Source organism: Luteimonas sp. RIT-PG2_3, from assembly GCF_054902115.1.
In genome coordinates this window covers 167,656-192,666 of record NZ_JBUBPF010000005.1, presented here as the reverse complement: position 1 = coordinate 192,666, position 25,011 = coordinate 167,656, and the positions used below count along the sequence as shown (strand labels likewise).

At 64.2% G+C, this 25,011-nt stretch carries 28 protein-coding genes and 1 tRNA gene; 24 read left to right on the top strand and 5 right to left on the bottom strand.

Annotated features, from left to right (window positions below):
* Nucleotides 1–60: 60 nt before the first annotated feature.
* From ACYX7E_RS09990 to ACYX7E_RS09905, 18 genes are all read left to right on the top strand, one after another.
* A complete protein-coding gene (locus tag ACYX7E_RS09990) occupies nt 61–528 on the top strand; it encodes a hypothetical protein (RefSeq protein WP_462080433.1) in 468 nt (155 codons plus the stop codon).
* A complete protein-coding gene (locus tag ACYX7E_RS09985; RefSeq protein ID WP_462080432.1) occupies nt 528–818 on the top strand; it encodes a hypothetical protein in 291 nt (96 codons plus the stop codon). The genes ACYX7E_RS09990 and ACYX7E_RS09985 overlap by 1 nt, the downstream gene beginning before the upstream one ends.
* A 103-nt stretch (nt 819–921) precedes the next feature.
* A complete protein-coding gene (locus tag ACYX7E_RS09980) occupies nt 922–1,377 on the top strand; it encodes a lysis system i-spanin subunit Rz (RefSeq protein WP_462080431.1) in 456 nt (151 codons plus the stop codon).
* A 93-nt stretch (nt 1,378–1,470) separates the two neighbouring features.
* Nucleotides 1,471–1,746, top strand: a complete 276-nt coding sequence (locus ACYX7E_RS09975) for a hypothetical protein (protein ID WP_462080430.1) — start codon at nt 1,471–1,473, stop codon at nt 1,744–1,746.
* Nucleotides 1,743–3,047, top strand: a complete 1,305-nt coding sequence (locus ACYX7E_RS09970) for a phage terminase large subunit (RefSeq protein ID WP_462080429.1) — start codon at nt 1,743–1,745, stop codon at nt 3,045–3,047. The genes ACYX7E_RS09975 and ACYX7E_RS09970 overlap by 4 nt, the downstream gene beginning before the upstream one ends.
* Entirely contained in the window at nt 3,048–5,159 is a 2,112-nt protein-coding gene (locus tag ACYX7E_RS09965) for a portal protein (protein WP_462080428.1), read from the top strand.
* Nucleotides 5,156–5,440, top strand: coding sequence for a hypothetical protein (locus tag ACYX7E_RS09960; protein ID WP_462080427.1), 285 nt, complete (start codon nt 5,156–5,158; stop codon nt 5,438–5,440). Before ACYX7E_RS09965 ends, ACYX7E_RS09960 begins: the two co-directional genes overlap by 4 nt.
* A gap of 206 nt (nt 5,441–5,646) precedes the next feature.
* Complete coding sequence (locus tag ACYX7E_RS09955) at nt 5,647–6,582, top strand: hypothetical protein (RefSeq protein ID WP_462080426.1); 936 nt, start codon at nt 5,647–5,649, stop codon at nt 6,580–6,582.
* A gap of 12 nt (nt 6,583–6,594) precedes the next feature.
* On the top strand, nt 6,595–7,563 hold the full coding sequence (locus ACYX7E_RS09950; protein ID WP_462080425.1) for an SU10 major capsid protein: 969 nt from the start codon (nt 6,595–6,597) through the stop codon (nt 7,561–7,563).
* A 62-nt stretch (nt 7,564–7,625) separates the two neighbouring features.
* Nucleotides 7,626–7,913: a hypothetical protein gene (locus ACYX7E_RS09945; RefSeq protein ID WP_462080424.1), complete on the top strand. Its 288-nt coding sequence runs from the start codon at nt 7,626–7,628 to the stop codon at nt 7,911–7,913.
* Complete coding sequence (locus ACYX7E_RS09940) at nt 7,913–8,563, top strand: phage adaptor protein (protein ID WP_462080423.1); 651 nt, start codon at nt 7,913–7,915, stop codon at nt 8,561–8,563. Before ACYX7E_RS09945 ends, ACYX7E_RS09940 begins: the two co-directional genes overlap by 1 nt.
* The gene (locus tag ACYX7E_RS09935; RefSeq protein WP_462080422.1) at nt 8,563–8,766 is read left to right on the top strand and encodes a hypothetical protein; all 204 of its coding nucleotides are present in this window, start codon (nt 8,563–8,565) and stop codon (nt 8,764–8,766) included. The genes ACYX7E_RS09940 and ACYX7E_RS09935 overlap by 1 nt, the downstream gene beginning before the upstream one ends.
* Nucleotides 8,763–10,700, top strand: coding sequence for a putative Ig domain-containing protein (locus ACYX7E_RS09930; RefSeq protein WP_462080421.1), 1,938 nt, complete (start codon nt 8,763–8,765; stop codon nt 10,698–10,700). Before ACYX7E_RS09935 ends, ACYX7E_RS09930 begins: the two co-directional genes overlap by 4 nt.
* Before the next feature lie 2 nt (nt 10,701–10,702).
* Nucleotides 10,703–10,927: a hypothetical protein gene (locus ACYX7E_RS09925; protein ID WP_462080420.1), complete on the top strand. Its 225-nt coding sequence runs from the start codon at nt 10,703–10,705 to the stop codon at nt 10,925–10,927.
* Nucleotides 10,927–11,463, top strand: a complete 537-nt coding sequence (locus ACYX7E_RS09920; protein ID WP_462080419.1) for a GNAT family N-acetyltransferase — start codon at nt 10,927–10,929, stop codon at nt 11,461–11,463. Before ACYX7E_RS09925 ends, ACYX7E_RS09920 begins: the two co-directional genes overlap by 1 nt.
* Before the next feature lie 3 nt (nt 11,464–11,466).
* Nucleotides 11,467–12,081 (top strand): hypothetical protein, encoded by a 615-nt coding sequence (locus ACYX7E_RS09915; protein WP_462080418.1) that lies wholly within the window; start codon nt 11,467–11,469, stop codon nt 12,079–12,081.
* The gene (locus ACYX7E_RS09910) at nt 12,081–13,577 is read left to right on the top strand and encodes a hypothetical protein (protein WP_462080417.1); all 1,497 of its coding nucleotides are present in this window, start codon (nt 12,081–12,083) and stop codon (nt 13,575–13,577) included. Before ACYX7E_RS09915 ends, ACYX7E_RS09910 begins: the two co-directional genes overlap by 1 nt.
* Nucleotides 13,577–15,706, top strand: a complete 2,130-nt coding sequence (locus ACYX7E_RS09905; RefSeq protein ID WP_462080416.1) for a hypothetical protein — start codon at nt 13,577–13,579, stop codon at nt 15,704–15,706. Before ACYX7E_RS09910 ends, ACYX7E_RS09905 begins: the two co-directional genes overlap by 1 nt.
* Here ACYX7E_RS09905 and ACYX7E_RS09900 read toward each other — a convergent pair.
* Complete coding sequence (locus ACYX7E_RS09900) at nt 15,650–15,826, bottom strand: hypothetical protein (RefSeq protein ID WP_462080415.1); 177 nt, start codon at nt 15,824–15,826, stop codon at nt 15,650–15,652. The genes ACYX7E_RS09905 and ACYX7E_RS09900 overlap by 57 nt on opposite strands.
* A gap of 98 nt (nt 15,827–15,924) precedes the next feature.
* Here ACYX7E_RS09900 and ACYX7E_RS09895 point away from each other — a divergent pair, with 98 nt between their 5' ends.
* Genes ACYX7E_RS09895 through ACYX7E_RS09880 form a run of 4 tightly spaced genes read left to right on the top strand, consistent with a single transcriptional unit; the run spans nt 15,925 to nt 18,585 of the window.
* Nucleotides 15,925–16,728: a hypothetical protein gene (locus ACYX7E_RS09895; RefSeq protein ID WP_462080414.1), complete on the top strand. Its 804-nt coding sequence runs from the start codon at nt 15,925–15,927 to the stop codon at nt 16,726–16,728.
* Nucleotides 16,728–17,171 carry a FlxA-like family protein gene (locus tag ACYX7E_RS09890; RefSeq protein ID WP_462080413.1) on the top strand — a complete coding sequence of 148 codons (444 nt, stop codon included), beginning with the start codon at nt 16,728–16,730 and terminating at the stop codon, nt 17,169–17,171. The genes ACYX7E_RS09895 and ACYX7E_RS09890 overlap by 1 nt, the downstream gene beginning before the upstream one ends.
* Nucleotides 17,171–17,839: a hypothetical protein gene (locus tag ACYX7E_RS09885; RefSeq protein ID WP_462080412.1), complete on the top strand. Its 669-nt coding sequence runs from the start codon at nt 17,171–17,173 to the stop codon at nt 17,837–17,839. The genes ACYX7E_RS09890 and ACYX7E_RS09885 overlap by 1 nt, the downstream gene beginning before the upstream one ends.
* A complete protein-coding gene (locus ACYX7E_RS09880) occupies nt 17,836–18,585 on the top strand; it encodes a hypothetical protein (RefSeq protein ID WP_462080411.1) in 750 nt (249 codons plus the stop codon). Before ACYX7E_RS09885 ends, ACYX7E_RS09880 begins: the two co-directional genes overlap by 4 nt.
* A 616-nt stretch (nt 18,586–19,201) precedes the next feature.
* On the opposite strand, the gene ACYX7E_RS09875 is transcribed toward ACYX7E_RS09880, so the two are convergent.
* The 4 genes from ACYX7E_RS09875 to ACYX7E_RS09860 all read right to left on the bottom strand — a co-directional run bounded on the left by ACYX7E_RS09875 (nt 19,202) and on the right by ACYX7E_RS09860 (nt 23,264).
* Nucleotides 19,202–19,277, bottom strand: a tRNA-Ala gene (locus ACYX7E_RS09875).
* A gap of 94 nt (nt 19,278–19,371) precedes the next feature.
* Entirely contained in the window at nt 19,372–20,463 is a 1,092-nt protein-coding gene (locus tag ACYX7E_RS09870) for a tetratricopeptide repeat protein (RefSeq protein ID WP_462080410.1), read from the bottom strand.
* A 370-nt stretch (nt 20,464–20,833) separates the two neighbouring features.
* The gene (locus tag ACYX7E_RS09865) at nt 20,834–22,855 is read right to left on the bottom strand and encodes a DUF7844 domain-containing protein (protein ID WP_462080409.1); all 2,022 of its coding nucleotides are present in this window, start codon (nt 22,853–22,855) and stop codon (nt 20,834–20,836) included.
* Between the two features lie 73 nt (nt 22,856–22,928).
* On the bottom strand, nt 22,929–23,264 hold the full coding sequence (locus ACYX7E_RS09860; RefSeq protein ID WP_462080408.1) for a DUF2388 domain-containing protein: 336 nt from the start codon (nt 23,262–23,264) through the stop codon (nt 22,929–22,931).
* A 283-nt stretch (nt 23,265–23,547) separates the two neighbouring features.
* Here ACYX7E_RS09860 and ACYX7E_RS09855 point away from each other — a divergent pair, with 283 nt between their 5' ends.
* On the top strand, nt 23,548–23,814 hold the full coding sequence (locus tag ACYX7E_RS09855) for a DksA/TraR family C4-type zinc finger protein (RefSeq protein WP_462080407.1): 267 nt from the start codon (nt 23,548–23,550) through the stop codon (nt 23,812–23,814).
* Between the two features lie 101 nt (nt 23,815–23,915).
* Nucleotides 23,916–24,803 carry a spermine/spermidine synthase domain-containing protein gene (locus ACYX7E_RS09850; protein ID WP_462080406.1) on the top strand — a complete coding sequence of 296 codons (888 nt, stop codon included), beginning with the start codon at nt 23,916–23,918 and terminating at the stop codon, nt 24,801–24,803.
* Nucleotides 24,804–25,011 lie beyond the last annotated feature (208 nt).

Here is a 25,011-nt window from a genome sequence, read left to right as displayed (position 1 = left end):
GTCTCGGTCGTCAAAGCGACCCCGGATGCGTAACCGGGACTTATCTACAGGGGATAGGCGTTGGACCAGATCATCAAATCAGTGATCGGCCCGGGCTTGTCCCTGTTGCCGGCGAAGATGGATAGCGCCCGTGCTCGGGTGATGCTGATCGCCATTGGGCTGCAAGAGAGCCGGATGGTGCATAGGCGGCAGATCAAGGGGCCGGCACGTGGCTTGTGGCAGTTTGAGCGTGGTGGTGGGGTGCAGGGCGTCCTGTCCCATCGGGCATCGCGCCCGTATGCGCTGACTACGTGTGCAGAGCGCGGTGTGGATCCGACTGCACTGGCCGTCTACAACAAGCTAGAGCGCGACGATGTGCTGGCCTGTGCATTCGCCCGGCTGCTGCTGTGGACCGATCCGCCATCCCTCCCAGAGATCGGGAAGGCTGACGACGCATGGGCGCTGTACATCCGCACATGGCGTCCAGGGAAGCCGCATAGGTCGAGCTGGGATGACCTGTACCGCCAAGCCGTGAGCGCGGTCGCGTGATGGATGCGTCTAACGGCCTGTGGGCAGGAGCGGCAGCGGTTGTGGCCCTGCTCGGCAGGACGCTGTACGACAAGTTCATCAGCAGCGAAGGGCGGTCCTACGACGCGCTGGTTACGCAGCTTGGCGAGCGTATCGGCGCGCAAGAGGGTCGGCTGACCTCCCTGGAGAACGGGTTGGACGCCGAGCGAGAAGCCCGCAGGCAGGCCGAGACCAAGGTCTACGAGCTGACGATGCGGATCATGCGGCTCGAATTCGAGCTGAAGAAACACAACATTGAGGTGCCGGAATGACCCTTATCGCACTGCTTGCGGGCGGAATCATCGGCTTCATTCTGGGCGCAGTGTGGGCTGGCGCGCCGAGAGGGGATGAGAGCACGGAAGGCGACGACACTCTGTGATCCGCATCCTGCTCGGCGTCGTGGCAGTCCTGCTGTTCGGGCTGTCGGTCCAGTCCTGCCGGCTGCAGGAGAGCAGGGCAGATCAGGCGGCCAGTGACCTGAAGCAGGCCCAAGACGCCCTTGAATTCACGAATCGAACCCTAGAGCAGGAGCGCGCCAAGTCGGCTGCGCTGGCTCAGGTCGCCCAGCAGTACGAACAGGACAAGGCAGATGCACAGAAACGGGCTGATCGGGTTGTGGCTGACCTGCGGGCTGGCAATGAGCGCCTGCACCAGCGGTGGCAAGCGGCCATCGCAACCAGTGAACTGTCCGCAGCTTCCGCCGCCTCCGGCCAGCTTGATGCAGCCGCCGAGGACAGAGCAGAAAGTGCGGGAGCAATTGTTCGAGCAGCCATAGAGGCTGACGCTCAGATCAGAGGGTTGCAGGCAGTGGTTAGGGAATACGTGAAATGAGCAAAGGCTCCGGCCGTCGTCCCCAAGCAGTGGACGAGACGGCCATGGCTGCCAATTGGGCGGCGATCTTCGGACATAAAGTAGGGACAGACAATGGCCAATCCAGAGAACCTGGAAGCCAGGAAGGGTCGAGGACGGCCCAAGGGCTCGAAGAACAAGGTAACGGCCGAAGCGAAGGCGGTGATTGCCGCTGCGGCTGAGGAGTTAGGCGGGCAGAAGCGCCTCGTGACATGGGCGAAGGCTGATCCACTGAACGAGCGGGCGTTCTGGGCAACGATCTATCCGAAGCTGTTGCCGCTGACCGTAGCAGGCGACAAGGACAACCCGCTCCACACGATCACGAAGTTCACACTGGCTCCGCTTGAGTGACTGAGGCGCAGATCCGGCTTCCTGAGAAGCTGATTCCAGTGTTCCAGGGCAGGGCGGACGTTAGGTGGTCTCGTGGCGGCCGAGGCTCGGCCAAGACGCGCAGCTTCGCCAAGATGGTCGCAGCCAATGGCATGCGATTTGGGCAGGCGGGCGTTAAGGGGCAGTTGCTTTGCGGCCGGCAGTACATGAACTCGCTAGACGATTCCTCGCTGGAGGAGGTCAAGCGGGCCATCGAGGACGAGCCATTCCTGTCGGCCTACTACGAGGTCGGGGAGAAGTTCATCCGGAGCCACGACGGCAACGTCTGGTTCTCGTTCGCCGGCTTGGATCGGTCGATTGAGTCGATCAAGTCCAAGGGCCGGATCCTGATCTGTTGGGTTGATGAGGCCGAGCCGGTCACTGACTCGGCATGGTCGATCCTCATCCCGACTCTGCGTGAGGAGGACGAGGGCTGGAACGCCGAGCTTTGGGTGACGTGGAACCCGAAGCGGAAGGATGCTGCGGTCGAGAAGCGGTTCGCGCAGTCGAAGGACCCGCTGATCAAAGGCGTCGATCTCAACTGGCGGGACAACAAGAAGTTCCCCGCGAAGCTGGAGCGCGACAGGCAGCGAGACCTGGCCGAGAAGCCGGATCAGTACGAACACATCTGGGAAGGTGGATTTCTAAGCGCCATGGAAGGCGCGTACTTCTCCGGGCACCTGACTGCTGCGAAGGCAGAGGGGCGAGTTGGGGAGCTTGCTGCAGACCCGCTGATGACGCTCAGGGCCTATTGGGACATCGGTGGAACCGGCGCGAAGGCCGATGCCTGCGCTATCTGGGTCACCCAGTTCGTGGGTAAGGAAGTCCGAGTGCTGGACTACTACGAGCAGGTCGGCCAGCCGCTCGCAGCCCACGTGCAGTGGCTGCGTGATAGCGGATATGAGAAGGCTCTGTGCGTCCTCCCGCATGACGGGGCGACCAACGACAAGGTGCACCAGGTCAGCTACGAGAGCGCGCTTCGGCAGGCTCAGTTCAACGTGCGCGTGGTCCCGAACATGGGCGCAGGAGCAGCTAACCAGCGCATTGAGGCGGTTCGGCGGGCATTCCCGCAGATCCACTTCAACGCAGCCAAGACCGAGCCAGGCCGTGACGCGCTGGGTTGGTACCACGAGAAGTGGGACGAGAAGAGAAGCATCGGCCTGGGGCCGAATCACGACTGGGCTAGCCACGGTGCGGATGCCTTCGGGCTGATGTGCGTGGACTACCTCGCCCAGTCCTCTGCGGCCAATGGCGGCAAGCTCAACTACAAGAGACTCAGGTAAATGGCATCAGCAGACCGTCAGAAGCTCTCCGACGAGGACATCGAGGTCGCATGCCAGAAGGCGTTTGCCACGAGCTTGGGCGCGCCTGACAGCGATGTCTCTAAGGCCCGTGAGCGGAACCTGGACTTCTACAACGCGGAGCCTGTTGGTGAGCTGGGGCCGCCCGAGGTGGAGGACCGTTCGGACTTTGTGGCGACCGATGTGTCGGACACGGTTGACGGCATGCTGCCTCAGATCATGCGCATGTTCGTTGGCGCCGATGACGCGGTTCTATTCGAGGGCCAGGGCCAGGAGGGCAGCGAAGAGCAGGCCAAGCTGGCAACGGTCTTTGTGAACCACTTGTTCTACGTGCGCAACGACGGCGTTGGCGTCATTCACGACTGGTTTAAGGATGCGCTGATTCAGAAGGTGGGCTTCGTCAAGGTCTGGGCGGACGAGGAAGCAGACGACGCCAAGCAGCGTTACGAGGGCCAAGTTCCTGAGCAACTAGCGATGCTGATGCAAGAGGGCTGGGAGCTTGAGTCGGAGCCTGAAGCCGACGACGAGGGGCTGCTGCACTTCACTGTGATCAAGAAGGGCCGCAAGGTCTGTATCCGCGTCCAGGCTTGCCCGCCTGCTCACATCCGCGTGGACTCCAATTCCCGCTGGGGTGCCGACCCGGGCATGATCGCCCAGTGCTGGCCCCGCCCGCGCTACGACCTGACGGAAGAGGGCTACGACCTGACGGATGTGGTCGCGGCTGGCGGCGCAGAGCCAAGTTCTGCCATGCTGGCTGAGCTGGGCGAGACTGACGACTTCAGTTATGCGGTTCCGCACCCGTCGCACGAAGAGGTGGACTTCCGAGAGGTCTACATCAAGCTGGACCGCGACGGCGATGGCGTGGCCGAATGGCTCAAGGTCTGCATGATCGACGACAAGATCGCGACCTACGAGGACGGTTCTTCGGCCATTGAGCAGGTGGACGGCCACCCGTTCGTGTGGATCTGCCCGATGCCGCGCTCGCATGCTTTCTTTGGTGATTGCCCAGCAGACCGGGCAGTGCAGCCCCAGAGGCTGCGCACCCGCATCGTGCGGTCCATTGACGACAACATGGCGCTGACGGTGAATCAGCGGACCTACGTCAACACCAGCGCTGACGTGAACATTGATGACATCCTGGACAACCGCCCCGGTGGCGTCATCCGTGGCTCTGGGCCGGCAGCTAATGCAATCCAGCCCATCATCCAGCCGAGCTTGGGCGCGCCGGCATACCAGTTCAATGAGTTCATCGCGAGCTGGGCCGAGAACCGAACCGGCTTCAACCGCTACAGCGCGGGCACCGACCAGAACGCCCTGAACAAGACGGCGCGCGGCACCGAGCTGTTGACCGCCAAGGCTGACATGCGGATGGAGCTGATCGCCCGCTTCTTCGCGGTTGGAATGAAGCAGTTGTTCGCCAAGATGCTGAAGCTGGCGATCCAGCACCAGAACGTGACCGAGATGGTCGCGATCAATGGGCGGTTTGTTCCAATCAACCCGGGCGAGTTCCGCAACCAGTTCAACGTGAAGATCAATGTGGGCCTGGGCACGGGCAGCAAGGAGCAGCAGGCCAATCGCATCCTGGGGATGATGCCGCTGATCCAGGCGGGCGCTCAGGCCGGCGTGGTTCGTCCACAGCATATCGCCGAAGTGATCCGCCTATACGCGCAGGCTCTGGAGTTTAAGAACCCCGAGAAGTTCGTGGATCAGGAGCCGACCGGCATGCCGCCGAGCCCTGAAGCCTTCCAACAGATGCAGCAGCAGGTCGAGCAGCAGATGGGGCAGCTCCAGCAGCAGCTCCAGCAGGTCGGGCAAGAGAACGAGGCCCTCAAGGCAGAGAAGCGCTCCAAGGATGGAGACCTCGCCATACAAGCGGCGAAGCTGGAGCAGGAGGACCGCAAGCTTACCTTTGAGGAACAGAAGGCGGCAGCGGAACTGGCGCTCAAGGCCGATGATGCTCGCCGGGCGGATCGAGACAGCGCGGTGAACAACGCCGAGACGCTGCGTGACGGCAACCTGGAGGGCCGCATGGATGCGGTCGAACAGTTGCTGTCCCAGATCGTCGCCATGCTCCAGCCGCAGGAGGTCGCATGAGTCTAGAGACTGAGCTGCAGCGCGGACAGTTCGCGCAGGCCGTGCTGGACAACCCCGTCTACCAAGACGCATTCACCAAGATCGAAGAGGGCCTGACCAGAGCATGGCGAGAATCCAGAAGCAAGGACGAGCGCGAGGAGCTGCATCAGCTTCTACGCATGCTGGAGAAGGTCAACGGCCTGATCTCGGGCGTGATGCGCAGCGGCGAGGTGTCGAAGGACAGGCTAACGAAGCGAGCCACGGTAGTGCAGCGGATTGGGCAGCGGCTCTCAGGAGGTTGACTGAGCTGGAGACACCCAACAATCCGGTGTGCGTCGTGTACTGGCCTGACCCTCCGGCAGATCTCTGGGGTGGTCGCTTCGGAAACGCACAAATCAAGACAGGGCAGCCAAGTGCTGTCGTGAGCAGCGGCGAGACTTTCGCCCTGTAAAGAATCCCGCAAGGGGTCGTGAGGCAATGGAGCCTCTCGTATCACAAGGAAGTGAACATGAGCATGGAAGGTGACGGCCAGAACGGCCAGCCGGCCGAAGGCGTAGCCACGATTTCGGACCTGTCGGCGATGTTGGACGACGGTGACGAATCGGAACTGGACGCGCAGGACGAATCGGAAGGCGACGAAACCGAGGAGACCGAAGGCGAGGAAGTTGAAGCTGGGGCCGAGGATGAAGAGCGAGAGGAGGAGCCCACTGTCACGCTGAAGCATGACGGCAAGGAGTTCACCCTTAAGCAGTCCGAGGTCGTCGAGCTGGCCCAGAAGGGTTACGACTACTCGCAGAAGACGATGGCTGTTGCTGAAGAGCGCAGGGCTGTCGAGGAGATCAAGGCGCGGGCATCAGAGCTAAGGCAGCAGAACGAGCAGGTTCTGAATGACCATCTCGGCCGCCTGCAGGCACTGGAGCAGTTCCTTGAAGGGCAGGTGGGCCATGCGCCAACCGCTGACCTGATCCAGTCGCACGGGATCGAATACTACGTCGCACAGAAAGAGCAACACGAACACCGAAAGGGCCAGTTGGAGCAGGCACGGAAGGCCATCGACCAGGCGCAGCAGGAACAGTCCCGGCAACGGCAAGACTGGGCCACGAAGAAAGCCGATGAGACCGAAAAGGCACTGCGGGACACCCTCCCCGGTTGGAACGAGAACACGCTGAATGAACTGATTGGATATGCCGGCAAGTACGGCATCGGCAACAGCGTCTTTGGCGAAGTCCTCCTGCAGAAAGGCTTCTGGGAGCTTGCCCACAAGGCCAAAGCGTACGACGCCCTACTGGAGAAGAAGGCACAGATGAAGCCTGTCTCCAAGCTGGCGAAGGTTGCCCCTCCCGGCACCAGGACCCAACCCCCTCAACTGGCCAAGCACCAGGCGGCGCACAAGCAGTATCGCGAGAAGCCGTCGATGGACAACTTGGCCGCCATGCTCGATTAAAGGAATAACGACATGCCTGTCAACACCCTGATTACCCCTTCCATCGTGAAGGTCAAAGAGGATGTGATCGATCACATCTACAACTACAACCCGTCGGACGCTCCGCTGCTGTCGCTGATTGAGCGCCAGTCGGTGGACAACGTCTACTTCGAGTGGCAGCGCGACTCGTACCGGACTCCGGACCAGACTCGCTCGGCCATCGAAGGCGCAGACGCAACCTACGCGGCACAGAGCCAGCCGACCCTGCTTAACAACCGTACCCAGATCTACCAGGACACGGTGTCGGTCTCCAATACCGGCGAGCGCGTTGGTAAGTACGGCCGCAAGAACGAGTCCAAGCGCCTTCGCATGAAGAAGATGATCGAGCTGAAGCGCGATCAGGAAGCGGCCTGCCTGGGTTCTGGCGCGACCATCACCGGCACCGATGCCGTGGCTGGCCGTCAGCGTGGCCTGTACGGCTTCATCACCAACCGCCGCACTGGCGCGACTGGTGTGGCCCCTAACCCGGTGACCAACACCGCTCCTGTTGCGGGCACGCTTGCGGCGTTCGCAGAGGCTGACCTCAAGACCGGCCTCCAGACCGCCTACCAGAACGGCGGCGACGCCTCGATCGTCCTCTGCTCCCCGGCGCATAAGGTCCGCATCTCGACCTTCACCGGCAACGTGCAGCGGACCAACGAGGTTGGCACCAAGGCTCCGGCGGTCCTGAACGCGGCGTTCGACTTCTACCGTAGCGACTTCGGCGTGACCAAGGTCATCCCGAACCGCGTCATGGCGGGTTCGACGGCTGGCCTGCAGAACACGCTGTACATCCTCGACGCGGACAAGGTGGCCCTGGCCGTCCTGCGCCCGTTCGAGAGTGAGCAGCTGGCGACCGTGGGTGATGCCAAGAACTGGCAGGTCCGCACCGAAACCTCGTTGGTGGTTCGCGACGAGAAGCCGCTGTACGCCATCGCCGACGCGACCGTTACCGGCGCTTAAGCAACAAGCAAGGTGGTACTCGGGGCCGGCAGCGATGTCGGCCCCTTTCTTTTGGAGGGGTCATGCGGGCATGGATTGAAGAAATCGACGACGACACCGTGGCAATGGTGCACGGCGTTGATGGCAGCGACCTCGACACTTTGGCGACCTATTGCCGAGAGGCAGCTGAGTCCCAGAAGTCCAACAGCGAGATGAAGCTGGCCGCCTCCGTGGATGGCACCGTGATTCTCGACTGGTGTAACCGCCGTGGCATCACGTGGCAGCAGTTCATGGCTGACCAGGCCTTGCAGGCACGCTTTCTGGACGATCCCGTGAACCTACCGTTTCGCGTGTGGAAGGGGCGCATCTGATGGCCTATTCCACCTATGAAGAATTCCGCGCCTCGGTCCAGTTGCTGATTGTTGGCGACGACCTGGCAGGCGCAATCGAGGGCGTGACCTCCCTCGACACAATGATCTCGCTGGGCGAGGCATCTGTTCACTACGGCGGCGTATTCGCAGCCGATGGGAGACGGCTCGGCGCGCTCCGTGCGTCCTCGATGGAGTCGCCCTTGGCTGAGGTTGTGGCGGCAAACGCTTGCCCGATCCCGGCAGACTGCATGGAGCTTTCGATCATCTGGATCGATGGCGGCGTGCCTCTTGAGATCGTCGCTGAGAATGACCTGCGAAGCCGGCTAAAGTATTTCAACGGCGGTCCGGCCCGCAAGGCTGCACAGGCCGGCGACTCGATCATCTTCTCGCCTATTGTCGAGGACGGCACGGCTGTAGCTGGGCGCTACTACGCCAAGCCGCCGGCACTGAAGGAAGGGCTGCACCCGACGTTCCTGCGGTATCCCGAACTGTATCTGTACGCGGCTCTCGTCAATTCGACGCCGTTCTTCGGGCAGGAGTCCCGCACCGGACTGTGGCTGGAACGGTACACACAGCTCCTTGACCAAGCCAACGCGCAGGAACGTCAGCGCGTCAGTGCCGGCGGCCGACTGCGGCAGGTGTCTCGCTGATGTCTCGCTGGGTGCCGGTGAACATCGTTGGCGGCTTCTACACGGATGACGCTTGGGAGTGGGCCTGCCAAGACACGGTGAACTACATCCCCCGTTCGGGAGAGGTTGAGGGCACCAAGACGCCGACGATTCTCGTTGATGCGCCCGGCCTGAAGCCCTTTGCCCTGATCAAGCTGCCTGTCAGCCCGGAGCCGGAAGCGTGAGCGGCCCGATCCGTGGCATGCACGATGTCGAGGGCAAGCTGTTCGTTGTCTCGGGCAACGTGCTGTACCAGATCAGCAACGAGCGGATTGCGATCCCGAGAGGGACGATTCCGGGCGTTGGCCGCGTCTCGATGGAGCACAACCAGGTCGCGGGTGGCAATCAGCTGCTGGTGGTCAATGGCGACTCCGGCTATGTCTGGAACACCGCTGACAGCACGTTCACCAAGGTCACGGATACGGGGTTCCCGGGCGGATCGACTGTCGGGTTCCTTGACGGATACCTGTGTCTGGTCGAACCCTTCGGCCGCTACCTATTCCACAGCGACCTCGCAGACGCGCTGAGCTACAACACCCTCGACCGATTCGAGGCTGAGACCGCGCCTGATCGCAACATCGCCAGCCTGATCGTGAATCAGGAATGGTGGGTGTTCGGCGAGCGGACGACCGACGTTTTCGGCAACACCGGCCAGAACACCGGCACGTTCCAGAACAAGGGCGTATCGATCTCCAAGGGGTGCGCGGCCAGGGCGGCCGTACTGGCCATAGACAACGGTGCGATGTGGCTGGGCAGCGATCTGGTGGTCTACCACGCGCGCGGCTACGACCCGATCCGGGTCAGCACGCGGGCCATCGAGACAGCCCTGTCCAAATGCAGCCCGCAGGCCATTGCCAACGCCTTCATGTTCAAGTGGGAAAGCAGGGGGCACTCGGTTGCTTACCTGACGATCCCTGGCGAGCAGACGTGGGGCTATGACTTCTCAACGGGACTTTGGCATCGCCGCGCTTCCTATTCGCCCGTGTTTGATATCTCAGGGCGCTGGCGGCTGTCCGACCTTGTCTTTAGCAACGGAATGTGGATCGGAGGCGACTACCAGACCGGCAAGCTTTTCGAGTTGGACTGGGACTACATGCTGGAAGAGCAGGGCGTTTACGTCCGTGAGCGGGTAACACCGCCGGCCACGAACAACATGTCGAAATTCACGGTCGATGCAATCAAGATCGACTTTGGCGGTGGCGAAGAGGAGACGATTGCGGTCGACTTCCCGACGCCACAGCCGCCTGACGCGAACATCACGATCAACGGCACGCTTTGGCCCGAACAAGACTGGGACGAGCCGCTGACGGCTTCCTACACGGCCACGGGTGGCACTGCGCCGTACTTCTTCTATATCGCATCCGGCAGCTTGCCGCCTGGCCTCGTGCTCAATGGCGACGGTACGGTGATCGGAACGCCGAGCCAGACCGGCCTTTACCAGTGGCGAGTAGGCGTCTCTGACAGCCTTGGTCGCTGGAAGGACAAAGCGGACTCAACCTACGTTGTCGCCCCGCCGTTCTACCTGCTTCACTACTACGAGGACGGTCCGTGGGTCGACTATGGATCGTTGGGCCTGACGTTCAATCCGTCCGTACCCCCGCCGACCCTAGTTGACGCTCCGGGCGATAGGGAGGGGAAGGTCGCCTATTTCACGGGTGGCGCAAAGCTGACGGCGGGCGCAGGCGTGACTGTTGGATTCTCGGATTGGACGATGGAAACCGAGATTTTCAATGCTGGCGTTGCATCCACGCCGTATGTCATGGGGTTCCGTCCAAGTGGAGTCTGGACGGGTCTGCACCTGTCCACGAGCGGACAGCTTCTTTCCGGATGGATTGGGGATGCAAACTCGCCTTACGTTTCGATGACGGTTGACCGTTGGCACCACATCGTATGGCAGCGCAGAGGAACGGCATTCGAGCTGTTCATTGATGGCGTTCTTGTCTCAACCTACACATCGAGTGCTGGCGTTGGGACGGCAATTCCGGAGGTGGGCGGCGCGAGCAACATCTACCTTCGCGAAACCCGCTTCACACTCGGCAAGGCGATCTACCCGACTGCTGGCTTCGCCCCGCCGACCGGCCGCTTCAAGCCCGTATCCACCCCGATTGTGGAGCCCTGAACATGGCCGACCGGAAGATGACGTTCTGCTTCTCTAGAGATGGCTGTCGGAACTGGAGCAATCTTCGTGAGCAGTCTCTGGGCGAGCTGGGACAGTACCGCAAGGAAATCCGGTTCTACCTTCGCGCTGGAAACGTCACGATGTTCTCCGGAAAGATCCGCAACGCCTCTCCCGTCAAAGCGCCGATTCTTGGCGCCGTGATGCAAGTCACCCCGTCGGAGTTCTGATGCGCATCTCCACCTCGCCTGACTTCCTGCAGGCGGTGATGGATGACGAAAGGGTATCGCGGTGGGTGTCGCAGGACGGAGACGGCCACGCTGAGCTGGCGTCGATCTGGGGCGAGATGCTCGGCCTGGAGTTCGACACGGGCGGGTTCCTGTTTCATGACCTGGGCGACGGCGTGCGTGAGGTGCATACGCTCTTCCTGCCCAAGTCGGTCGGTGTGGAGGCGTGCGCCGAACAGGCCCTGTCGCACGTGTTCTGCCAGACCGGTTGCATGCGAGTAGTCACGAAGGTGCCCGCGATCAATCGGGCTGCTCGGCGACTGGCTGAGGGTGCTGGGTTCCGACTGGACTACACCATCCCTGACGGGTGGCGCAGCCGTGGCAAGCGCTATGACCTGCACGTTCTCTCCCTCGATTTCGATAGCTGGGCCAATCGGCACGGCTACCGGCAAGTCATCTCTCTGGTTGAGCCAGAGAAAGCAAGGCGCGCCCTGTACCGCTGGGCGGTTGTGAACCTCGATCTTTCTATTCTGGAGTAACCAATGCCCGCAGCAGCCATCGTAGGTGTCGCGTCCCTTGCGGCAGGAGCCATGCAGGCGAGTTCCGCCCGTAGCGCAGCACGCTCGCAGCAGGCCGGAAACAACGCGGCCATTGCCGAGCAGGAGGCCGCACGGCTTCAGACGCAGCAGAACATCCAGCCCTATCTGGATTCTGGCCAAAGTGGCCTTAATGGCCTCGCCGGCCTGCTCAACGATCCGAACTCGATCAAGGATAGCCAGGCGTACCAGTTCCGGTTCAATCAGGGCCTGCAGGGCCTGGATCGCAGCGCGGCCTCACGGGGCAGCCTGTACTCGGGCGGTGCTGACGCAGATCGCATCTCCTTCGGGCAGGGCCTCGCCTCGCAGGAATACGGCGACCAGTGGAACCGCCTCGCCGGCCTCGCTCAACTGGGCCAGAACGCAGCAGTCGGTGTTAGCTCGCTGGGCCAGCAGTCCGCGAACGCTATTGGCAACCTTCATTCGGCGAACGGTCAGGCTCAGGCGGGCGGCCAGATCGGTAGCGCGAATGCCTGGAGCAACGCGCTCGGCGGTTTGGCTGGACTGGCCGGACAGGCATACGGCCGTAAAAGTTCGTACCAGAAGACGGGGTGGAACTAATGGCCGACCTCATGTTCCCCGACATCGCTGGCCGGTTTCAGCAGGGCCAGCAATTGGGCCTTGCGCAGCGTCTGCAAGGGCAAGGCGAGCAGCGCCGCAACCGCCTTGCCGAGCTTGCCGGGCAGGCATACGGAGCGACTGGCGGCCAGCGAGACGCGTTCGTGCAGCAGGCCGTGGCGACCGATCCGGAAGCGGGTTTTGCTCTGGGTGGTGCGCTGCAATCGAATCAAGACGCGCGGACGAAAGAGCTTGTCAACCGCGCACGCTTTCTCGTCAACGCGCCCGCCGAACAACGCGCCAACTTCTACCAGCAGATGCTGCCCGAGTTGCAGCGCATGGGGATCGGCGAGTTTCCGGCACAGTACGACGATAGTGTCGAGCAGACCGCGCAGGCAATTGTGAAGGCGTATGGCAGTGTTGGCGGTGCTTCCGGCGTGCAGTCCACCTTCGTTAACGACCAGGGCCAGCGCGTCGCGATCATGCGGAACGGCTCGACCCAGATCCTCGGTGGCAACGACTCTGGCATGTCGCAGCAGACCGTCACGATCAATGGTCCCGATGGCCGCCCGGCGCAGTACACGTTCGACAAGCGCACGGGCAACTATGTGCCGGCGTCTCTGGGCGGGCAGTCCTCGGCACAGGGCGTGCCACAGCCACAGGTGCAGCAGTACGGTGGCATGGCCGACGTGCAGTACCGCACAGACGACGGCCAGCAGATCCCGCCGGAGGAACAGGCTATCGCCCAGCAGGCCATGCTCGCTGCTTCGCGCGGTCAGACGTTCGATATGCCTGTTCGTCCTGCCGGCGGAAACCAGCTCCAGACCTCTCGGCAGGTGCTGCCCCCTGCGTTGGACTACGGCCGTGGCGGCGCTCAGTCGCCGTTCGTGGGCCGCAGCCCAGAGGAGCAGGCCGCGTTGACTGAGGCTGCGAGGCTGCAAGCACAGCTTCAGTACGCCCCGCAGCAGCAGGCCATCGAGACGCAGGGAGCGATTGATCGGGCGCGCCAGGAGGCTGCGGTTAAGGCAGCGGCCGACACGGCAGCGCTAGATGCGACTCGGACTCGCGACTCAGCTGGGACTCTCGACCTGCTTAAGGAGGCAGAGGCTCTGCTTGGCGGGGCAACGGGCAGCGGTGCGGGGGCTGCGCGTGATCGTGCGGCCGGATTCTTCGGCGTATCAACTCCTGGGGCGCAGAACACCGCCGCCCTGCGCACGATTGCTGGGCAGCTCACGTCAAAGATGCCGCGCATGCAGGGACCTCAGTCCGACAAGGATGTGCAGCTCTACAAGGAGATGGCGGGCGACTTGGCAAATGACGTACTTCCGGTCGGGACGCGGCTTGCTGCTTTGCGCACGATCCGGACGCTCAATCAAAAGTATGCGGGGCATCAAGAGACTGCTTCCCCTGTCCGCATTCAGTCCGCCAGTGACTACAACTCGCTGCCCAGCGGTGCGCTTTTCATTGCGCCAGACGGCACTCAGCGGAGAAAGCGCTAATGGCGAACCCTTGGGACGACGATGAAATCGTCCAGGCGGCCCCGGCAACGGCTGGCAACCCCTGGGATGTGGATGAGATAGTTGCCGAGCCTGCAGCTCTAGAGATCGATATCGTCGGCGGAACGCCGGTCTCTGCCCAAGACTTCGCACGGCAGGCGCAACCCTCCTTTGCCGAGCGCGAAGGACGTGGGGCGGGGTTGTTGGCAAGGTCTGCGGCCCAGAGTGTTGGTGGACTTGTTGGAGCAATCGGTGGCGATGCCTTCAACGCCTACGTAGTCGATCCGATCCGCCGGCAGTTCCACTCTCCGACGATGTCCGATCTTGTCACGGGAAATGACCAGTTCCAGCCGTCTCCGTCATTCCGGGATATCGCGGGATCCTGGGCGGATCGTGCTGGCCTTCCTCGGCCAGAGAGCGCTCTGGAGCGCGTATCCGGTGACGTGAATGAAGCCCTGCTTGGAACTGCTACCACGATGGGCATCGGCGGTGGCCTCAATGCCCTAGCGAATCTGGGGCGTCCTGTCATCGCGCCCGTGACCAATCGCCTCGCGCAGTTGCTGACCTCGCAGCCCGGCTATCAGGTAGCTGGTGCGGTCGGCGGATCAGGGGCTGGCGGCATCACGCGTGAGTCTGGTGGAAGTCAGGGGCAGCAGTTGGCCGCGAGCCTTGCGGGCGGTCTCGGGCCCGGTCTCCTTGGAGCAAGCGGAGCGGCCACATTGCGCGGATCTGTTCGTGGGGCAGATGGCTCTGGGATGCAACAGACAATCGACGACTTCCGAGCCGTTGGTGCCAATCCATCCGTGGGGCAAGCGTCCGGCAACCGGTTCCTGCAAGGCGCTGAGAACATTCTGTCCAAGGCTCCAACAAGTTCTGGCGTCCTTAGCCGCTTCTCGACACAGCAGGCCGAAGACATTGGGCAGGGGTTGACTGGCTTGTCTGCTCGTATGTCTCCGCGCTCAAGTGGTGAGCAGGCTGGGCGCGCAATTGAACGTGGAGTGGACACCTTCCGTGGCAATTCACGCGCCCAGCAGCGCGCACTCTATTGGGCGGCTGACCGGCATATCCCCGATCAAACCCCTGTTGCGGCTCAGAACACATGGCAGGAAGTTGTCCGTCTTACCACGCCAACACCCGGTGCTGCCGCCACGACGGGGGCCATGATCCACCCAAGAATCGCCCAGCTGCGTGAAAATCTTGCTCAAGACTTTGCTGCAGGCGGTGGGCAGCTCCCATACAGTGCTCTGAGAGCTATTCGCACTCAGATTGGCGAGCAGATTAGCGATTTCTCGATGACGCCAGATGCGCCAACTCGCCAGTTGCGGCAGCTCTACGGCGTACTGTCTCGTGACATGGATGTCGCCGCGCAGGCGGCCGGCCCTGAAGCCGCTCAGGCTGCACGGCGTGCCAATAACTACACTCGGGTTCTCAATGAGCGCCTGGAGCAAGTTCAGCGGGTGATAGACAAGAATGGCGGCCCCGAAAAAGTGTTCAGCGCAGCTATGTCGGGGACCCGTGATGGTGGCACTACGCTTAGAGCCGTGATGCAGTCACTTCCTCCGGAGGGCCAACGGGCGGTCACTGCCGCAACGATCCGTCGCATGGGGCTGGCTTCTCCAGGGCAGCAGGACGTGACCGGGGAGGTGTTCAGTTCCAACAAGTTCATGACGAACTGGAACACGATGTCAGATGAGGCCAAGCGCGCCCTATTCCACAGGCATGGCCCAACGTTTACCCGTGACATGGATCGAATTGCTCGCGTGGCGGACAACATAAAGCAGGGCGCTGAGGTGTTTAGGAACGCATCGGGCTCAGCACACGTAGGTGCCGCATATGGCTACTGGATTAGCATGCTTGGTGCGCTGGGGACGGGGAATCTAAAAACGGCCGGCGGCCTTGCGCTGGGTGGCGCGACAGCAAATGGAGCTGCTCGACTGTTCACACAGCCGTGGGCTGTCCGCTGGCTTGCTAACTCAACGGCTTTGCCGACTGGATCGGCGGTCGCTCAGGCGCAGGCGCTTGGTCGCTTGGCCGAGCAGCATGGAGACCCTGAAGTCGGGGAACTGGCGAAGGCTCTAGAAGAACAGGCCAGAAACGATCAGGGCAACACTCGCAACGCCCAGCAGCAGTAAACCAATAATCCAGGCGGCCACTTTTCCGCCATCGCTAGGCTCGGCCGCATTCTCCAGCCAATCCTTGCCTTCGCCCCATTTCTTGGGCGGCTCGTACTTCGTTGACTTCCAGTCGTTCATAGAGACCTCGTGTGTAGGGTCCCAACCCCGCCGAAACCGTATCACAAACGCCCCCTCCAAGCCCGCCTCGCGCGGGTTTTTTGTTGCCCGGAGTAAACATGCCTCGTCAATTCGTTAACCCTGCCCCGGTGCTGCACGACCTGTTGGGGACTGAGCCGGCCTTCAACGGGTCGCTGGCCTTCTACGACCTGGGCACGACCACGCCCCGGACGACTTGGTCCGACTGGGCCAAGACGGTCCCGAACGAGAACCCAGTGCCACTGGACCCGTCGGGTCGGACTGACACGCAGATCTGGCTGGACGGGGAATACACGGTCGTCCTGCGCAATCAGGCAAACGAGGTGGTGTTCACCCGGGAGCTGCGCCCGGACGAGGCGTCTACCAACGCCATCCCGCCGTTGGAGACGGGCAAGTTCCTGACCAACGACGCGACCAACCTCCTGTGGCAGTCGATCCTGCAGCTGCCTGACCCTACTGGCTCCACGGGCCGCTACCTGTCCACGGATGGCGCGAACTTCCTCTGGGTCGAGCCGCCGGTCATCCCTCCTATCCCTGAGCCAAATGTGGTTGTCACAGACAACTCGGTCCGGATTGGCCTCAACACGGGCGACCGCTGGCTGATCCAGAAGGGGCAGGGCACTTCTCCCGCAACCGGAACGATTCACTCGTCTCTGGCTGTGGTGTTCCCGACTGCCTTCAAGGCTGGATCCGTGCCGCATGTGAGCCTGACGCCGATGCCTGGATATCAGGTCGATGGGCCAGCCGTGGCGTACCTCGCTGCGCCGCCGACCGCGACGGGTTTCACCGCCACATTCGACGTGGCAGAGGGCGACGTGGGCAACTCGAACATCACTGTACCCATCGTGTTCGGCTGGATTGCGCAGGGGATCGTGGCGGCCTAATGATCAATCCCTTCATCCCGAGACCTCAGCAGGTATTCCTTGATCGGAACGGCCTCGTCACGCCCGTCTGGCGCGACTACCTCAACAGCCTGACACCGCAGGCTGCGTCCAATGAGATCCAGGCGCAGATAGAAAACCTGCAGGCCCAGATCGACGCGATCAACAACGAGCAGTCGAATCCCGGCAACGTGTTCGGCCGATACAGCGTCAAGCAGTACGGAACCCTGGCGGATGGCACGGTCTACCTGCAGCTCGACGGCGATGTACCGACTCCCGGCATCCGCAAGGTCTACGGCACCAATGCGTCGGGCATTCGCGGCTGGGTGGACTTCCCTGAGCCAGAGCCAGCGGTGCTCCCCCTCGTAACCGGCGAGATCGCCAGCGGACAGCCCGTATTCGCCTACGCCGATGACGGTTCACTGATTTACACGGAGATCAACTGATGGCCAGCGGCCGTTTTGCGGACTACCTCGGCAAGGGGCTTGCGGCTGATCGGCCAGCGACGCCTGTTCTGCATCCTGAGATGCCTGGACTTTGGTTCTCGACAGATTCGGGCGAGTGGAGCGCTTGGGACGGCACGGCCTGGATTGAGGACATCATGGCGGGATCTGGCATCCCTGACGCCCCAAGCGACGGAACGACATACGGGCGCAAGGATGCGGCGTGGGTGGCAGTTGCCGCGGGAACTGGCGATGTCGTTGGTCCCGGATCGTCCATTGCGGACCAGATCGCAGTGTTTGACGGCACGACTGGCAAACTGTTGAAGGATGGCGGCAAGACCATCGCAGCGCTGCGAGTCCCGAACGTCCAGACGGTCACAAGCTCGGCGACGGTCACGCCCACGTTTGCAAACGATCTGGTCAAGGTCACTGCGCAGGCAGCAGCGCTGACCCTCGCGAACCCGACTGGGACTGCGATTGACAGCCTCGGCATGACGATCCGGATCAAGGACAACGGCACGGCTCGGGCTATTAGCTACGGCACCCAGTACCGCGCTATCGGAGTCACCCTGCCGACCACGACGGTTGTCAGCAAGACCCTGTATCTCGCCATGATCTACAACAGCGACGACACGACTTGGGACGTGGTCGCAGTAGGCCAGCAGGCATGATGCCGTTTCAGGCGATGCGGCTGCGGAATCCAGGGGGCAGCGGATCAATCGCGGCCTCAATCCTTGGGAAGCTGACCAGCTACTGGGACATGTCGGAGGCTTCCGGGGCGAGGCTCGACTCGAAAGGGGCCAACCACCTATCCGTTGTCGGGACTGTGAATACAGCAGCCGGCAGCCGTGGCTCTGATGTCGCGGCAGCGTTTGTGGGAACGGGCGGACTGGTGGCTCCCAATGACGCATCCCTCAACGTGCCGGCCGGTGGCGGGAACCACTGTTTCTTCGGTTGGCTCATGCTCACGGCACCCGCTGCGACTCAGTTCGCGGCAGCTAAGTGGAACGCCTCTGGATCGGGAAACCTGGAGTACGCCGTAAGCGCCCAGGCTGGCGTGCTTTACGCTCAAAATGGCGGCGTCGGATACACGAATGCGTCCACCACGGTCCCGGCCGCGAACACGTGGTCGTTCGTGGTCATGTGGCGAGATGCTGCCGCCGGGGCTGATGCCGGAAAGGTTCGCATCCAGCGAGACGAAGGGACAATCGCGCTCAGCGCCTCAGCAAGCAATGCGCCCGTCACGGCAAGCTCCCTCGGTTTCGGCCAAGCGGGGTCCTCTGCAACCAACCGCCTAACGGGCCGTCTCCAGCGCTGGGGCTGGATCAAGGGTGACATCCTGACCCCGGCTGAGCGCGCGTGGCTCTACAACGGCGGGGCAGGCCGGACTTACGCCGAGATCGTTGCAGCTGCTTGATCTAACCCCCTGAGACTCCCAGGCGTAGGATGACGGCATGCCCCCTGCCTGCCGATGGATCCACTCAGATGAAGGCTCGTGGCTGCACTGGCACTACGGGTGCATCGGCTCTGTGCGCATGGACGGGTCGTTCTGGCTGCGCGGCTGGGCCTCAGATCGGATCGAGGGGCGGGCCGCCAGCCGGGATCAGGCCGTCAGGCACATCACGCGGATGGTGACGCTGCGGGGGCTGCCCTGGGGCGCAAAGAAGCAAGCGAAGCGGAGCCGGCATTGACCCTGTGCAGTCTGTGCAGTTGGATACCCAAAACAGGGCATTTATTGGCATCTGTCCCCGGCAAGAATGGCGCAACTAAGCCATTCTTGGTTGGCGGGAAGCCCTTAGGAGGGGACCGCTCTATCCAGCTGAGCTACGGGGCCGGAACCGGCATTTTCGCATGAACCGCACGCGGCCGGGACTTCGATTTGCCCGGCGCGACCCGTCGTCGTGCGCATGGGGGTCGGTATGCAGGCGCTGGCCCGCGTGCGTGCCGCGGCAGGCGCCGCTCCCTGCGCAGGTCCCTGCGGCTGAACAGACAAAAAAGCCGCAGCCGTTGCCGGCTACGGCTTTGATGTGCGTTGGTGGAGCGGAGGGGGATCGAACCCCTGACCTCCACGATGCGAACGTGGCGCTCTCCCAGCTGAGCTACCGCCCCAACGTCGGGCGATTATACGGGTCCGTCGACGGCACGCAAATAGCCGGCCTGGGCCGGCGACGGCGAAGCGATGGCGACGACCGTGCCGCGGGCCTCAATGGAACTGGCGCCTGAGCAGTTCGAGCTTGGCGTGATAGCGCGCGCTGGCCTCGCCCTCGCTGGTGCGCTGCGCGTCGACCAGGGCCGCATCGGCGCGCTGCGGCTTGCCCAGGTGCAACCAGGCCCGCGCCAGCCCGAAGTAGAAGCGGTGCTCGTCGGGATGCAGGCGGATCGCCCGGCGATAGCGGCGCATCGCCTCGTGGTAATCGCCACGGGCTTCGGCGTTGTGCGCCAGCACGAACTGGTGGAACGGATCCTGGGCCAGCGCCTTGCGTGCGCGCCGCTCCAGGCGCTGCGCCTGCAGCAGGTCGCCGTTGCGCCGGTACAGCCGGGCCAGGTTCTGCATCGCATCGGCCTGCATCGGATCGAGCTGCAGCGCATGCAGGTAGGCGCGTTCGGCCTCGTCGGGCCGGGTCGCCTGCAGGTACAGCACCCCGGCATTGCTCCACAGCGAGGCATTGCCCGGCGCCAGCTGCAGGGCCTGCGACACGAACGGCAGTGCGGTCGCGGCCTGCCGGTCGATCAGCAGCTCCATCGCGCGGTTGTTGTAGTACATCGACAGCAGCGCATCGTCGGCGATCCGCCGGGGCGGACGGAACGCGATGACCGAGTCGGAAGCGACATCGACGGTGAACCGCCGCGCGGCAACGCGCAGGCCTGCGTTGACGTGTCCGCTGCGCAGCACGACATCGTTCTCCTGCTGCCAGGTCAGCGCATCGTCGACACGCTGGGCGTAGGCATCCAGGCCCAGCTCGCGCGCCAGTGCGATCGTCAGCAGGGTGAAGGTTAGGCAGTTCGCCTTGCGGGTCTGGAAGGCCTGCTCGACGGTATAGGTCGCGTCGGGCTGGTACTGCATGCCCAGCCATTCGGGCCGGAACAGGAACTGCATCAGTTGTTCGAGGGCGGCCTGCTGGTTGCCGCGATCGGGAATGGCCGCGAACAACTGCTGGCGCAGGGCCGGCGGAATCGTCATCACGTGGTCGGGCTTCGGGACCAGCATGGCGCCGGGCACGGTGACGGCCATGGGCTTGACGGCGGGCGCGCTGGTAGCGGGCTTGCCTGTAACGGGCGTGCCGGCGGAAGACATGGGCGCAGAGGCGAGGGGGGCAGGATTGCCCTGCGTCGCGGCGCCCGCGGCGGCGGGCAATAGCGACAGCAGCATCAGGAGCGAGGCGTGGAAGACGCCTCTTGGACGCATCGACCTGGCGTTCATGGACAAGCCCTCCGTTGAGGTCTGTCATCGCATCTGGCCCGAGTGTAGACCCGATTGCGCCCGCGCCGCGTGCAGGACGTCATGGCGGGCCTGCCGTCAGTCGGATTGTCGGGGCAGGGCGATCCGCCGGCCGAAGCGCGAGCGGCTCCAACGAGGCTGCTCCCATCAGGCCGGCGCCAGCCAAGCCGCTCCAATCAAGCTGCTCCAATCGGACTGCTCCTGACGTATGTCTCGAGGCAGGCGGTCAGAGGCTGATCGACGGCCCGCCCTGGCGGCGCTGCAACTCGCGCAGGCGGTCGCCCAGCAGGTCGAGATTGGCGGCGATGGCGTCGAGGCGCTGGCGCCCCGCGGCCGGCATCAGGCGCTCGGCCAGTGCATGCAGGGCGGCGCGCTGGTCCTGCCATTGCTGTCGCCGGGCACGGCTGACCTGGTCGAAAGCGGCGCGCTCGTCCGGCTGCGGGACGCCGTAGCCATCGCCGGGCAGCAAGGCGGACGGTCGGCTCAACAGGCCTTCCAGTTGCAGCAGCGCCTGCAGCTGCGTGCGTGCGTCGTCGTCGTGGTAGTCGACCGGCGTAGCGGTGTCGGGGATGCCGCGATCGAGCGTGCCTCGATCAAGCGTGCCGCGATCAGGCGTGGCGCGGGCGGGCGTGTGCTGCGCTGCGGGTTTGAGCAGCATGCGTTTGAGTGCGTCGCGCACCTGTAACTGCTGCCTGCGGTGGGCGGCCTGTTCCAGCAGCAGCAGCGCCGCCGCGGCGCGCAGGTCGGCCTGCTGCAGCCACGGCGCGCGATCACCGGGCGCAAGCGCCAGCCATGCCGCCACGGTCGGTTGCGGCAGCGCCAGCGATTGCCGGGCAACGTCGAACATGGCCTGGTAGTGCGTATCGGCCGATTCGAAGTAGTAACCCAGGCGACGCGCGCGATCGCCGTCGTCGAGCACGCCGGTATCGGCGATGCCAGCGCGCTGGAGTCGGCGCAGCAGGCCGTTGGGCGTGATGCTGGACAACTGCGCATCGGCCAGGCGCGGATCGGCATCGTGCAGCAGCTTGAAGGTTTCGACCGCGCAATTGTTGCCGACGAAGTAGTAGCGGCCGTCGTAGCTCCAGTGCAGTTGCGCGGCGCGCTCGAGCAGCCGGGCGATGCCGTCGTCGTCAAGCCGCAGCGGGATCGACTGCAGTCCGCGCAACTCGGTCCGCGTGTATTCCTCGATGACCTGGTCCAACGGCAACAGGAACAGCCGCGACGGATACGAGCCGGTCAGGCCCCGCCATGACGAGATCTGGACGTCGTCGACGAAGGCGCGGAACGACAGCACCAGGTGATGCTGCAGGTCGTGGCGGCAGTCGGGGCCGCGCGGCCGGCCGGGCGCGCAGACCACCAGCCGCAGCATGCTGTGCCCCCAGCGGCTCATGGCCTGGTCGTTGCCCTCGGCCAACAGGTATTCGACCGACTGCACGCGGGCGACGTCCAGCGTCTGCAGGCCGGACGCGTGGTCGGCATCGGCATCGGCGCTCGCGGCCGGCAGGTAGACCAGGGGCGCGCCGCAATCGCGCGTGGGCGTCGCGGCCTGGAAATGCGCGCTGAAATAGCGATGCAGCGCCGGGCGGCGGCAGGCGTACTCGGGATCGAGCAGATAGTGCTCGAGATTGACGGCGATGAACTCGACCGGGCTTTCGAGTTCGTAGGCATCGGGCGTGCGGTCGCTGAACGGGTTGGCGGACGCACGCAGGCCGAATCGCAGCGGCCTGACCTGCCAGCCCGCCAGATCGAGCAGGCGCGGGTCCCGCGACAGCCGGCCGGCCGGGGTGCGGTCGTAGAGATGCGCCAGTTCGTGCAACACGGTCGCCAATGCCGCGCGGGCACCGGGGTCGATGCTGCCGTCCGCGACGTCGCGCCGCTGCCAGCGTTGCAGCAATGCGCGGTCGAGCAGGATGCGCCGTTGCTGCGCGCGCCCGGCGACATGGGCCGGCAGGTCGTCGCGCCACTGGATCTCGATCGGCGCGTCGAGTGCGGCCGCCCACGTGGCGGGCAGGCGGGCGGCGGCATCGGCCAGCAACGAGGCCGCCGCGATGCGTTCATCTGCCGACAAGGTGGCGTCATCGGCAGATACGAAGGCGATGCGGCTGCTGGCGAATGCGGTCGCCTGCGCGCCCGCAAGGGCCGCGATGCACACCAGCCGCCTCCACTCTGCGAAACGCTGCTGCGCGGCGGGCCCGTGGCACGGCCGAGGCGCAGCGGGAGCTGGGGCGAGGCGGAGGCGCCCGGTCATGGCATGGGACGCCGCGCGCCGGGCCTGTGTTTCACGGGGTTACGCGCGAAGGCTCAAGCTCGGCGGAACAGGTTCACAGGGCCAGGATGGCCTGGGCCAGTGCCATGTCGCTGGCTTCACGTGCCAGTGCATCGCGCTCGCGCAGCAGGTGCAGCGCGGCCTCCAGGCGGGCGCCGCGCAGACGGCCGTCGCTGGCGACAAAGCTGGCGGCATCGTCGCGCGCCTGCACGATGACCTTGTCGTCGCCCGAGGTGCTGCCCGAGGATGCCGAACTGCCGCCCGACGAGGCCCCCGCCGAGGTGCCTGCAAAGCTCGAGGCGATGGCCGGGGATGCGGCAGCGAGCGAGGTGGTCAGCACGGTAGTCAGCACGGTGGCCAGCAGCGGCGAGGAGGGGCGTGATGGCGTCATGGGCAGGGGGCTCGTTCGGGTTGTGGAGGGGAACGTCCAAGGTTACCGGAGCCGCATGGCATTGACGCGCCTCCGGCCTCGGCGACACGGCCGTCGTCGCCATGGGATTCATTTTTGCGGCGGTATGATCTTGCCCCACGCGCGTGCAGCCGCAGATCCGCTCCACAGGCGTGTCGCGCAGGCTGTGTCCTCGAGGCGGATATCCCTTCTTGGACAACCATCCATATGCAGGCGTCCGTCCCTCTGCGTCGGGCGGCAGGCGTCAGGAACTTGGGAGTAGGTCATGGCTACGGGCTGGGCGGGCGATGGTGCGGTGCAGGATCAGATCGACGCGACCGTCAAGGATGCGATCGAGCGCGCGCGTGCGCAGTTGGGCAAGGGCCCGGGCTTGCGTCATTGCGAGGAATGCGATGCCGAAATTCCCGAGGCGCGCCGCAACGCCGTACCGGGCGTGCGCCTGTGCGTGCCCTGCCAGGAAGCCGCCGACGAGGAACAGGGCGTTGGCAGTGGCATCAACCGCCGTGGCAGCAAGGACAGCCAGCTGCGCTGATGGCGCGATCCGTGCCGGCGGAGTCGGCGCGTCAGGGCCGGGATCGAACCGCAGCGGGAAAATGCTCTAACCTGCCGCCTGTTTTTCAAGGCGGATGATGCATGGGCGGTGGTGGCAAGACACGCGACGGACGAGGCTGGTGGGCGCGACTGCTCGGGCGTCCATCCGTCCCTGGCCGCATTCCCGAAGGCGACGCGGGCGATGCACCGCAGGGCCGTGCGCCGGACAGTCGCGACCCGGCCGGGCGCGTCCAGCAGCCCTACGTCAGCCGGACCTGGCGCTATACCTCGCTGCAGTTCACCGGGGCCGTGACCCAGAGCCGGATGCGCACGTTCCAGCCCGGGCACCTGCTGGTCGACTACACGCGCACGATGATGGGCAGCCTGCTGTTCCGGCCAGCGCCGTCGCGCATCGGCATGATCGGGCTCGGCGGAGGCTCGCAGGTCAAGTTCATCCACCGCCACCTGCCGAAGACGCGGCTGGAAGTGGTCGAGAACAATGCGGCGGTGATCGCACTGCGGCGTCGCTTCCGCATTCCCGACAACGATGCCCGCCTGCAGGTGATCCATGGCGACGGCGCGCATTTCGTCCGCGACAACCCCGGCCGCTACGACATCCTGCTGGTGGATGCCTACGATGTCACCGGCATCCCGCAGGCCTTGTCGAGCCAGCAGTACTACGACGACTGCCGCGCTGCGCTTGCACCCGATGGCGTGATGGCCAGCAACCTGTTCTGCGCCGACGCCGACCGCCACATCGAACGCATGCGCCGCAGTTTCGGCAAGCGCCGCGTGCTGGTCGTCGAAGAAGCGCGGATGAGCAATCGCGTCGCCTTCGCCTGGGTCGGCGACCCGCTGCCCGGCGATGCGTTCGAGGTCGCTGCGCAGCTGGCGCGGGTCGCGCCCGGGGCACGTCGATCGCTGGCGCCGGTGCTCGAGGAGGTCGCCCGGGCGCTGCGGGCCCAGCGACTGACGCAGACGCCGGCATGAGCGCGATGGGTGGCCCGCTGGCATCCTGTCATGGCGGTGGGCCCGGCGCGGCGATGTCCGCCAGGTGCGAATTCCAGCGACATTGACCGCGGCGTTCTGGGCCCGCCGGCGCGGCTTGGCCCGATGGGCGCCCGGCAGGTGCGCAGGCCCGTTACGGTTGCCATCCCCGGCAATCGTCGTCAAAGTTCGCCTCTTGTCCATGAAACAG